8 protein-coding genes are annotated in these 10,881 nt (G+C 64.0%); 7 read left to right on the forward strand and 1 reads right to left on the reverse strand.

The window, feature by feature from the left end; all coding sequences use genetic code 11:
- Window positions 1–57 precede the first annotated feature (57 nt).
- Window positions 58–2,520 carry a DNA translocase FtsK gene (locus ACFFP0_RS11785; RefSeq protein WP_377260620.1) on the reverse strand — a complete coding sequence of 821 codons (2,463 nt, stop codon included), beginning with the start codon at window positions 2,518–2,520 and terminating at the stop codon, window positions 58–60.
- A gap of 150 nt (window positions 2,521–2,670) precedes the next feature.
- On the opposite strand from ACFFP0_RS11785, the gene ACFFP0_RS11790 reads away from it, so the two are divergent.
- The 7 genes from ACFFP0_RS11790 (at window position 2,671) to nirD (ending at window position 10,878) form a co-directional block, all read left to right on the forward strand.
- Window positions 2,671–3,258 (forward strand): ANTAR domain-containing response regulator, encoded by a 588-nt coding sequence (locus ACFFP0_RS11790; RefSeq protein WP_377260623.1) that lies wholly within the window; start codon window positions 2,671–2,673, stop codon window positions 3,256–3,258.
- Window positions 3,259–3,292: 34 nt separating this feature from the next.
- Window positions 3,293–4,585 (forward strand): CmpA/NrtA family ABC transporter substrate-binding protein, encoded by a 1,293-nt coding sequence (locus tag ACFFP0_RS11795; RefSeq protein ID WP_377260625.1) that lies wholly within the window; start codon window positions 3,293–3,295, stop codon window positions 4,583–4,585.
- 356 nt (window positions 4,586–4,941) lie between these two features.
- Window positions 4,942–6,240: a CmpA/NrtA family ABC transporter substrate-binding protein gene (locus ACFFP0_RS11800; RefSeq protein ID WP_377260628.1), complete on the forward strand. Its 1,299-nt coding sequence runs from the start codon at window positions 4,942–4,944 to the stop codon at window positions 6,238–6,240.
- Between the two features lie 59 nt (window positions 6,241–6,299).
- Window positions 6,300–7,193, forward strand: a complete 894-nt coding sequence (gene ntrB / locus ACFFP0_RS11805; protein WP_377260631.1) for a nitrate ABC transporter permease — start codon at window positions 6,300–6,302, stop codon at window positions 7,191–7,193.
- A gap of 70 nt (window positions 7,194–7,263) precedes the next feature.
- Window positions 7,264–8,061, forward strand: a complete 798-nt coding sequence (locus tag ACFFP0_RS11810; RefSeq protein ID WP_377260634.1) for an ABC transporter ATP-binding protein — start codon at window positions 7,264–7,266, stop codon at window positions 8,059–8,061.
- Window positions 8,062–8,066: 5 nt separating this feature from the next.
- Window positions 8,067–10,529 (forward strand): nitrite reductase large subunit NirB, encoded by a 2,463-nt coding sequence (gene nirB, locus ACFFP0_RS11815; protein WP_377260637.1) that lies wholly within the window; start codon window positions 8,067–8,069, stop codon window positions 10,527–10,529.
- 10 nt (window positions 10,530–10,539) lie between these two features.
- The gene (gene nirD / locus ACFFP0_RS11820) at window positions 10,540–10,878 is read left to right on the forward strand and encodes a nitrite reductase small subunit NirD (protein ID WP_377260640.1); all 339 of its coding nucleotides are present in this window, start codon (window positions 10,540–10,542) and stop codon (window positions 10,876–10,878) included.
- Window positions 10,879–10,881 lie beyond the last annotated feature (3 nt).

The raw sequence follows: 10,881 nt of genomic DNA on the forward strand, positions 1-10,881 counted from the left end.
AAAGGAACCGGGCCGCCGGAGAACGGCAGCCCGGACATCATCGATCCTCGCGGATTCCTAATCTTCGTAGTCGGCCGGGACGGTAGCGCCCGGACGGCCTCCGGTAATGATCTCGCGCTTGCCGACGTGGTTGGCGGGGCCGACCAGTCCTTCCTGCTCCATGCGCTCGACCAGCGAAGCGGCGCGGTTGTAGCCGATCGACAGACGCCGCTGAATGTAGGATGTCGAGCACTTGCGGTCCTTCATGACCACCTTGACGGCCTTGTCGTAGAGCTCGTCGGTGTCGTCGCCGCCCATCGCGCTCTTGTCGAAGACGACTTCCTGCGGAACATCCTCGTCCTCCGCATCCTCCTCGTCCTCGGTGACGGTGCCGAGATAGTCGGGACGGCCCTGCGTCTTGAGATGGCGAACGACCGATTCCACCTCCGCATCCGAGACGAACGGACCGTGGACGCGGGAAATCCGCCCGCCGCCGGCCATGTGCAGCATGTCGCCCTGGCCGAGCAGGTGTTCGGCGCCCTGCTCGCCGAGGATGGTGCGGCTGTCGATCTTCGACGTGACCTGGAAGGAGATGCGGGTCGGGAAATTGGCCTTGATCGTACCGGTGATAACGTCGACCGACGGCCGCTGGGTCGCCATGATGAGATGGATGCCGGCCGCGCGCGCCATCTGGGCGAGCCGCTGGATGGCGCCTTCGATGTCCTTGCCGGCGACCATCATCAGGTCGGCCATCTCGTCGACGATCACCACGATATAGGGCATGGGCGACAGGTCGAGTTCCTGGTCCTCGTAGACGATCTCGCCCGTGGTGCGGTCGAAACCGGACTGCACGCTGACGGTGATGACCTCGCCCTTGTCGCGGGCCTGCGCGGCGCGCTGGTTGTAGCCGTCGATATTGCGGACGCTGAGACGCGACATCTTGCGATAACGGTCCTCCATCTCGCGAACCGCCCATTTCAGCGCCAGCACGGCCTTTTTCGGATCGGTCACGACCGGCGTCAAAAGATGCGGAATGCCGTCATAGACGGAAAGTTCGAGCATCTTCGGATCGATCATGATCAGCCGGCATTCTTCCGGACGCAGCCGGTAGAGGAGCGACAGGATCATCGTGTTGATGGCGACCGACTTGCCCGAGCCGGTCGTGCCGGCGACGAGCAGATGCGGCATCTTGGCGAGTTCGGCGATGACCGGTTCGCCGCCGATCGTCTTGCCGAGGCAAAGCGCCAGCCGGTGCTTCGTCTCCCAGTAATCCTCGCACTCGATCAGCTCGCGGAAATAGACCGTCTCGCGTGTCGCATTCGGCAGTTCGATGCCGATGACATTGCGGCCGGGCACCACGGCGACGCGGGCGGAGAGAGCCGACATCGACCGGGCGATATCGTCCGAAAGACCGATCACCCGCGAGGACTTGACCCCCGGCGCGGGCTCGAATTCGTAGAGCGTCACGACCGGACCCGGGCGCACGTCGATGATCTCGCCGCGCACGCCGAAATCTTCGAGAATGCTTTCGAGAAGGCCCGCGCTCTGCTGGAGCGCGTCCGGCTGCATGGCCTGGCCACGTTCGCCGCGCGGCTCCTGCAGCAGCGAGATCGGCGGAAATTCGTATTCCGCCTCGGCGGGCCGCACGGTCCGCGGACGGGCAGGCTCCGGATGCGGCACCGGCGCCGGTGTGGCAAGGACCGGAGCCACGACCGGAAGAACCTCTTCGGCCGCGACGGTTGCTTTTGCGGCGACCGGTTCCGGGACGAACGGCACGGGCGCGGGCGCGACCGGCTCGGCCGCCTTGATCGGCTCCGGCCGCGGAGAGGGAGCGACGACGACCGTTCTGAACGCTGTCGTCCGCGGCACCTCGCGATAGAGCGCGGTGACCGGTCCGGCCGGTCGCGCAACTGCGCGCGGCGCCTCCGGCGGGACTGGCGCGATCGCCGGCGCGGGTAAGGCCGGAGCCTCCAGTTCGAACGGCATGACGTCCCAGAAGGCATGGTCGGAAATCGCGATGTCGTGCCGCTGCGTCGCTGCAACGGGGTCCGCCGGCTGGTGGTGCGCCTGCCGCCGTTCCGTCTTCGGCGCAACCAGACCGTGTTCTTCCGCCACGTTTTGACGCATCGAAGCGGCAAGCTGCTGAAGCCCGGTGATCTGGTCGAGCGGTATGGCCGGCGGCTCGAAGATGACTTCCGAATCATCGGCGGAAGCCATGAAGAAGGCGTCCGAATCACCGGCGTCCGTCGCCGGACGGGGAGCGGCCTCGGGGATATCCTGAACGGCCTGCTCCATGTCGGGCGCCGGCGTCCAGGTAGCGGCAGGCAACGGCTTGCGCGTCAGCACATTTTCAGGCGTGCGGGTGAAACGCACATTGGGCGACAGGCGGAACGCCGCCTGCCAGGGGGCCTGCTCTATGACGGGCTGATTGAACTCCGCCAGGCTCTGCTGGCGGATGTTCTGCCGCGCCGCCTCGACTGCATCGTCTTCGGCGCTGGCCTGGTCGGAACTCTGGGGGAAATTATGACGGGAAAATTGCATGAGAACCAGACGAAATACGAGAGTGGCACATTCCCTATGAAGTAAAAAATAAAGGTTAACCGGTTCTTTCCAACCGCCTCGCGACAGAACAAATCGCTTCGACGAGGATGGCGCTTGCCAAGATTGTTGCACTGCGGCAGCATTGTAGGAATGCCACCGCCCGATCTTACTATCTTGGTCATCGACGAAAACGCCATCCGGGCCTCCATCATCGAGGAAGGATTGCGGGAGGCGGGGCATGGCAATGTCACGGTCATTCATGAAGTCAACGGCGTCGCCCGGATCATCGAGACGCTGAAGCCGGACGTGATCGTCATCGACATCGAGAACCCGAACCGCGACATGATGGAGCACCTGTTCCAGCTCACCCGCACCGTGAGCCGCCCCATCGCCATGTTCGTCGACCGGTCCGACACGGCTTCGATCGAGGCCGCGGTGGAGGCCGGCGTTTCGGCCTATGTGGTCGATGGCCTCAAGAAGGAGCGGGTGAAGCCTATCCTCGACATGGCCGTCAGCCGCTTCAACGCCTTCAGCCGCCTGCAGCGGGAGCTGGCCGACGCCAAGTCGGCGCTGGAAGAGCGCAAGGTCATCGAGCGCGCCAAGGGGATATTGATGAAGATGCGCGGGCTTTCGGAAGAGGATGCCTTCGCGCTGCTGCGCCAGACCGCCATGAACGAAAAGAAGAAGATGTCCGAGATCGCCCAGAGCGTGGTGACGGCGGCGGGACTGCTGATGTGATGCATTCGAATGGAGCGTCCGGGAGAAAGCCGGAGTGAACATGATGAGCAAGATCGGACAATCGAGGACCGGCCGGGCGGGAAGCAAACTCGCGGCACCGGCGCGTTCGAATGGCGAAGGCCCGAAGGTCCTGCGCACCGGCTTCATTCCGCTGGTCGACGCCTCCGTGCTGATCGCCGCCGCCGAATTCGGCTTCGCCGCGAAGGAAGGCCTGACCCTCGATCTGGTCAAGGATGTCTCCTGGGCGAACGTCCGTGACCGCCTCGCCTTCCGGCAGTTCGATATCGCCCACATGCTTTCGCCCATGCCGGTCGCTTCCATGCTGGGCCTCGGCTCCAATCCTTCGCCAACGATCGCGCCCTTCTCTCTCGGCCGCGGCGGCAATGCCATCACGCTGTCCATCCGGCTTTTCGAGCGCATGCGCGGGATCGGCGGGATTTCGGAGACGGCGAGCGCGCTGGAAAATGCCCGGGCGCTTGCAAAAGTCCTGAAAGCCATGAAGGAACGCGGCGAGACCCTGCCGACGCTCGGCATGACCTACCCCTTCTCCTCGCACAATTACGAATTCCGCTATTGGCTCGCCGCCGGCGGCATCGATCCGGACCGGGACGTGAAGCTCGTCGTCGTCCCGCCGCCGCTGACCTCCGATGCCCTGGCGGCCGGCGCCATCGACGGCTTCTGCGTCGGCGCGCCGTGGAACATGGTCGCCTCCGAGCGCGGCGTGGGCCGCATCGTCGCCGCCAAGCAGGATATCTGGCCGTCAGCGCCGGAAAAGGTGATCGGCATGCGGCCCGAATGGGCGGAAAGCCACCCGGAAACCGTCTCCCGGCTCGTCACGGCGCTCGACGCGGCCGCCCGCTGGTGCGACCAGGCCGAAAATCACGACACGCTGGCGGAAGCGCTGGCCGATCCGCGTTTCATCGCGGCGCCGGTCGATATCATCCGCCATGTGCTGGCGGGGCAATTCAGCCTCGACGCCAAGGGCAACCGCCGCGTCATCGACAATTATTTCACCTTCCATCGCGGCTTTGCGAACTATCCGAAACCCGGCCACGCATTGTGGATCTACAGCCAGATGATCCGCTGGGGGCAGGCCGAATTCAGCGAGGCGGGCCTTCGGGCGGCCGCGAGCGCCTACCGGCCCGATCTCTACAGGAAGGCGTTGGGCATCGGACCGGCCGAACCGGACATCGGCACCGAGGGAGACGGCAAGGCTGACCGCTTCATGGACGGTCATGTCTTCGACCCGGCGGAAATGGCCGCCTATGTCCGGAATTTCGCCGTCCGCAGCCCTCTTCCCCACCATCCGGACCGCCACGAAATCTGAAATTGACACGACGGATGCCCATCCTTTGCGCGCTCTCTTTTTAGCAATCGCACAAAAATATTGCAGCACAAGATACCGCCGATAATTTAAGCGGATACTTTCTCTTTCTGAATATTGTTGCTTTTCAAAAACTTATAGAATCACTCCAAAACTGGCACGCAGCTTGCTTTGTCTATTTCGCACCGGTCAACGGCGACCGGCGCGGATAGGCGCGGCATAAGCGCCTGCAAAAGACACCGACGTCGCAAGGATTTGCAGTCCGGGAACCTCCCTTCCCGCGGACGCAATCTCCGAGCGGCGTTTTTTTTGTGCCCGAATTCCGCCCGCCCAAACCTGCCAGCAGAGGGAACCTGCGCATGACCAAGATTTTCACGACCGGCATCACCCGCCGCAGCATGCTCAAGACGACTGCGACCGCTGCCCTTGTCGGCGCCGTCAGGACGGCCTTTCCCTCCGGCGCCTTCGCGGCCGGGGCGGGTCCCGAAGTGAAGGGAGTCAAGCTCGGCTTCATCGCGCTCACCGATTCGGCGCCGCTGATCATTGCGAAGGAAAAGGGCTTTTTCGACAAGCACGGCCTGCCGGAAGCCGATGTCGCCAAGCAGGCCTCCTGGGGCGCCACCCGCGACAACCTGGTGCTCGGCGGCGCTGCGAACGGCATCGACGGCGCCCACATCCTCTCGCCGATGCCCTACCTGATACACACCGGCAAGGTCACCCAGAACAACAAGCCGGTGCCGATGGCGATCCTCGCCCGCCTCAACCTCGACAGCCAGGGCATCTCGGTCGCCAAGGAATATGCCGAGACCGGCGTGCAGCTCGATGCCTCCAAGCTGAAGGCGGCATTCGAGAAGAAGAAGGCCGAAGGCAAGGAAGTGAAGGCGGCCATGACCTTCCCGGGCGGCACCCACGATCTGTGGATTCGCTACTGGCTCGCCGCCGGCGGCATCGACCCGAACAAGGACGTTTCGACCATCGTCGTGCCGCCGCCGCAGATGGTGGCGAACATGAAGGTCGGCAATATGGACGTCTTCTGTGTGGGCGAACCCTGGAACGAGCAGCTCGTCAACCAAGGCATCGGCTTCACCGCGGCCACGACCGGTGAGCTCTGGAAGGGGCATCCCGAAAAGGCGCTCGGCCTGCGCGCCGACTGGATCGAAAAGAATCCCAATGCCGCCAGGGCGCTGCTGATGGCCGTCATGGAAGCCCAGGCATGGTGCGAGAGCATGGACAACAAGGCGGAGATGGCGGAGATCCTCGGCAAGCGCCAGTGGTTCAACGTGCCGCCGAAGGACGTCCTCGGTCGCCTCAGGGGCGACATCAACTACGGCAACGGCCGCGAGGTCAAAGGCACCGACCTCTATATGAAGTTCTGGAAAGACGGCGCCTCCTATCCCTTCAAGAGCCACGACACCTGGTTCATGGCGGAGAACATCCGCTGGGGGAACCTGCCGGCGAACACCGACATCAAGGCGCTGGTCGATCAGGTTAATCGCGAGGACATCTGGCGTGAAGCCGCAAAGGAACTCGGCGTCGCCGCCGCCGACATTCCGGCCTCGTCCTCTCGCGGCAAGGAGACCTTCTTCGACGGCAAGGTCTTCGATCCGGAAAACCCCTCGGCCTATCTCGACAGCCTGTCCATCAAGGCTGCGTCCTGATTTCCCTTCCGGCGCGTGACGGGGCGCGCCGGCCTTCCATCCACCTGAGGAGCGCGCCGATGTCCGCCCTGGCGAAAAAAGAAAACCTTCCCGCGGCCGCGGCCGCAAAACCGGAAACCAACGTCCTGCCTTTTTCCGGCAAGCGGGTTTCGAAGATCGATTTCAGGCGTGCCGGCCTGGCGGCGCTGCACAATGTCGTGCCGCCCGCCGTCGTGCTCGCATTGATCCTGCTCGTCTGGCAGGTCCTCTGTTCGTCTCCCAATGCCTCGCTTCCCTCGCCGCACCAGGTCTGGACGGAAGCCTATGACCTGATCGCCTATCCTTTCTTCAACTACGGCTCGCAGGATATCGGGCTCGGCTGGCGGGTGCTCGTCTCGCTGCAGCGCGTCGCCTACGGCTTCGGGCTTGCCGCCGTGGCGGGGGTGATCGTCGGAGCGATCATCGGCCAGTCGGTCTGGGCAATGCGCGGCCTCGACCCGATCTTCCAGGTGCTGCGCACCGTGCCGCCGCTCGCCTGGCTGCCGCTGTCGCTCGCCGCGTTCCAGAACGCCAATCCTTCTGCGATCTTCGTCATCTTCATCACGTCCATCTGGCCGGTGATCATCAACACCGCCGTCGGCGTGCGCAACATCCCGCAGGATTACCGCAACGTTGCGCAAGTCCTGCGCCTCAACCAGTTCGAGTTCTTCTGGAAGATCATGCTGCCGTCGGCAGCACCCTACATCTTCACCGGCCTTCGCATCGGTGTCGGCCTCTCCTGGCTCGCCATCGTCGCAGCGGAAATGCTGACCGGCGGCGTCGGCATCGGCTTCTTCATCTGGGATGCGTGGAACTCGTCGCGCCTTCCCGACATCATCGTCGCGCTCGCCTATATCGGCATCGTCGGCTTCGCCCTCGACAAGCTGGTCGCCGCGCTCGGCAAACTCATCACCCGCGGCGCTTCGGCGAACTGAGGAGCGGGCAATTCCAGGAGAAGTGGGAACCGGCTTCCCGTCCGGAATTGCGTCACAGAAGGGATTGACCATGAACGCCTATCTCAAGCTCGACCATATCGACAAGCATTTCGACCGGGGCGGCATGCGAGCCGAGGTCCTGAAAGGCATCAACCTGACGATTTCCAAGGGAGAATTCGTCTCGATCATCGGCCATTCCGGCTGCGGCAAGTCGACCCTGCTCAACCTGATCGCCGGCCTGACGCCCGTTTCCTCCGGAGCGGTTCTCCTGGAAAACCGCGAGGTCAACGAGCCGGGTCCCGAACGCGCCGTAGTCTTCCAGAATCATTCTCTCCTGCCCTGGCTGACCGTCTACGAGAACGTCAACCTCGCCGTCTCCAAGGTCTTCAAGAACACCCGGACGAAGGTCGAGAAACATGAATGGGTCATGGCCAACCTGGACCTCGTGCAGATGGGCCATGCCAAGGACAAGCGTCCTTCGGAAATCTCCGGCGGCATGAAGCAGCGTGTCGGCATCGCCCGCGCGCTTGCCATGGAGCCGAAGATCCTGCTGCTCGACGAGCCTTTCGGCGCTCTCGACGCGCTCACCCGCGCCCGTCTGCAGGACGCGGTGATGGAGATCCATGGCCGCCTCGGCAATACGATGGTGATGATCACCCATGACGTCGACGAGGCCGTGCTGCTTTCCGACCGCATCGTGATGATGACCAACGGCCCGGCCGCCCGCATCGGCGAAGTGCTCGACGTGCAGATCGAGCGCCCCCGCAACCGCATCGAGCTCGCCTCCGACCGCACGTATCTCAGGTGCCGGGAGGCGGTCCTGAAATTCCTCTACGAGCGCCACCGCTTCGTCGAAGCCGCGGAGTAACGATCATGCCCGAAACACGGATTGAGAAACTCGTCATCATCGGCAATGGCATGGCGCCGGGGCGCATGCTGGAACACCTCTTCGAACAGGCGCCCGGCCGCTACGACGTCACGATCTTCAACGCCGAACCGCGCGTCAACTACGACCGCATCATGCTCTCGCCGGTCCTTTCCGGCGAGAAGACCTACGAACAGATCGTCATCCATGGCGACGGCTGGTACATCGACCACGGCATCACCCTTTACAAGGGCCACAGGATCGTCGCGATCGACCGCGCCGCCAGGACCGTCACCTCCGACCACGGCGTCACCGAAAGCTACGACAAGCTGGTCATCGCCACCGGCTCCGTGCCCTTCATCATCCCGGTCCCCGGCAAGGATCTGCCGGGCGTCATCACCTATCGCGACCTCGACGACGTGCAGGCCATGCTGCTCGCGGCGCAATCGCGCGAGAAGGCGATCGTCATCGGCGGCGGTCTGCTCGGCCTCGAGGCAGCGGCCGGCCTTGCCCAGCGAGGCATGGACGTGACCGTGCTGCACGTCATGCCGACGCTGATGGAGCGCCAGCTCGACCCGGCCGCCGGCTACCTGCTCCAGAAGGCCGTCGAGGAGCGCGGCATCAAGGTCATCTGCAAGGCCAATACCAAGGCGATCGTCGGCAACGGCAGGGTGGAAGGCGTCGAGCTGGACAACGGCACGATCATTCCGGCGACCCTCGTCGTCATGGCCGTCGGCATCCGCCCGAACGTCAATCTCGCCAGGGAAGCGGGCCTCGCGGTCAACCGCGGCATCGTCGTGGATGCCGGCATGCAGACCTCCGACGGCGACATCTATTCCGTCGGCGAATGCGCCGAAGTCGGCGGCATGGTCTACGGCCTCGTCGCGCCGCTCTACGAGATGGCCCGGGTGGCGGCATCGCACCTCGCGGGCGACACCAGGCCCGCCTTCGCCCATTCCGACACGCCGACCAAGCTCAAGGTCACCGGCATCGACCTCTATTCGCTCGGCGATTTCGCCGATGGCGACGACCGGCAGGAAATCGTCCTGCGCGACGCCACCGCCGGCGTCTACAAGCGCCTCGTCCTGAAGGACAACCGCATCATCGGAACGGTCCTTTACGGAGAAACCTCGGACGGCGCCTGGTTCAACGACCTGAAGAAGAAGGGCACCGACATTTCCGAGATGCGCGACACGCTGATCTTCGGCCAGGCCTACCAGGGAGGGTCGCCGCTGGACCCTACGGCGGCCGTTGCAGCCTTGCCGGATGATGCGGAAATCTGCGGCTGCAACGGCGTCTGCAAGGGCAAGATCACCTCGGCGATCACGGCCAAGAGCCTGACCTCGCTCGACGACGTCCGGGCGCACACCAAGGCGTCCGCCTCCTGCGGCTCCTGCACCGGCCTCGTCGAGCAGCTCATGACGCTCACGCTCGGCGACGCCTACAATCCCAAGGCCGTCCAGCCAATGTGTACATGCACCGAGCTCGGCCATGACGACGTGCGCCGCCTGATCAAGGCCAAGGGACTCAAGACCATTCCGGCCGTCATGCAGGAACTGGAGTGGAAGACCTCCTGCGGCTGCGCCAAGTGCCGGCCGGCGCTCAACTACTACCTCGTCTGCGACTGGCCGGACGAATATGCCGACGACTACCAGTCGCGTTTCATCAACGAACGCGTCCATGCCAATATCCAGAAGGACGGCACCTATTCCGTCGTGCCGCGCATGTGGGGCGGCGTCACCAATTCGCAGGAATTGCGCGCCATCGCCGACGTTGTCGACAAGTTCGCCATCCCGATGGTGAAGGTGACGGGCGGACAGCGCATCGACCTCCTCGGCGTCGAGAAGGAAGACCTGCCGGCCGTCTGGGCCGATCTCGGCAAGGCCGGTTTCGTCTCCGGCCAGGCCTATGCCAAGGGCCTGCGCACGGTGAAGACCTGCGTCGGCTCCGACTGGTGCCGCTTCGGCACCCAGGACTCGACGGGTCTCGGCATCCGTATCGAGAAATTCATGTGGGGCTCCTGGACGCCGGCCAAGGTGAAGATGGCCGTCTCCGGGTGTCCGCGCAACTGCGCGGAGGCGACCTGCAAGGATGTCGGCGTCATCTGCGTGGATTCCGGTTTCGAGATTCATTTCGCCGGCGCCGCCGGCCTCGACATCAAGGGGACGGAAGTGCTCGGGCTGGTGAAGACCGAGGACGAGGCGCTGGAGCACATCGTGGCGCTGACCCAGATGTACCGCGAACAGGCCCGTTATCTGGAGCGCATCTACAAATGGGCGAAGCGCATCGGCCTCGATGAGGTCCGCCGCCAGATCATGGAGGATCACGACAAGCGCAAGGCCTATTACGACCGCTTCGTATTCAGCCAGAAATTCGCGCAGGTCGATCCCTGGTCGGAGCGCGTCTCCGGCAAGGACAAGCACGAGTTCCGGCCGATGGCGACCATCGGCTACCCGCAGGCCGCCGAATAGGGAGATGGAGATGGACATGAACTGGATCGCAATCGGTGACCTCTCCGACATCCCGCTGCGCGGCGCGCGCTGCGTGAAGACGCCCCAGGGCAAGATCGCCGTTTTCCGCACGGCGGAAAACGAGGTCTTCGCCATAGAGGACCACTGCCCGCACAAGAACGGCCCGCTTTCCCAGGGCATCGTCCACGGGAAGGCGGTCACCTGCCCGCTGCACAACTGGGTGATCTCGCTGGAGACCGGCAAGGCGCTCGGCGCCGACGAAGGCGAAGTCCGCACCGTCCCCGTGAAGAACGAGGACGGCAAGCTCTTCATCGCATTGGAAAATTTGATGTTGGTAGCGGCGGAGTAACGT

It is taken from the genome of Neorhizobium puerariae, assembly GCF_042429745.1.
GTDB lineage: Bacteria > Pseudomonadota > Alphaproteobacteria > Rhizobiales > Rhizobiaceae > Neorhizobium > Neorhizobium puerariae.

Excerpts from the sequence above, each read along its gene's own strand:
- ACFFP0_RS11790 (WP_377260623.1), top strand. The coding sequence starts at position 2,671 with ATGCCACCGCCCGATCTTACTATCTTGGTCATCGACGAAAACGCCATC.
- ACFFP0_RS11800 (WP_377260628.1), top strand. The coding sequence starts at position 4,942 with ATGACCAAGATTTTCACGACCGGCATCACCCGCCGCAGCATGCTCAAG.
- nirB (WP_377260637.1), top strand. The coding sequence starts at position 8,067 with ATGCCCGAAACACGGATTGAGAAACTCGTCATCATCGGCAATGGCATG.
- ntrB (WP_377260631.1), top strand. The coding sequence starts at position 6,300 with ATGTCCGCCCTGGCGAAAAAAGAAAACCTTCCCGCGGCCGCGGCCGCA.
- ACFFP0_RS11785 (WP_377260620.1), bottom strand. The coding sequence starts at position 2,520 with ATGCAATTTTCCCGTCATAATTTCCCCCAGAGTTCCGACCAGGCCAGC.
- ACFFP0_RS11810 (WP_377260634.1), top strand. The coding sequence starts at position 7,264 with ATGAACGCCTATCTCAAGCTCGACCATATCGACAAGCATTTCGACCGG.
- nirD (WP_377260640.1), top strand. The coding sequence starts at position 10,540 with ATGGACATGAACTGGATCGCAATCGGTGACCTCTCCGACATCCCGCTG.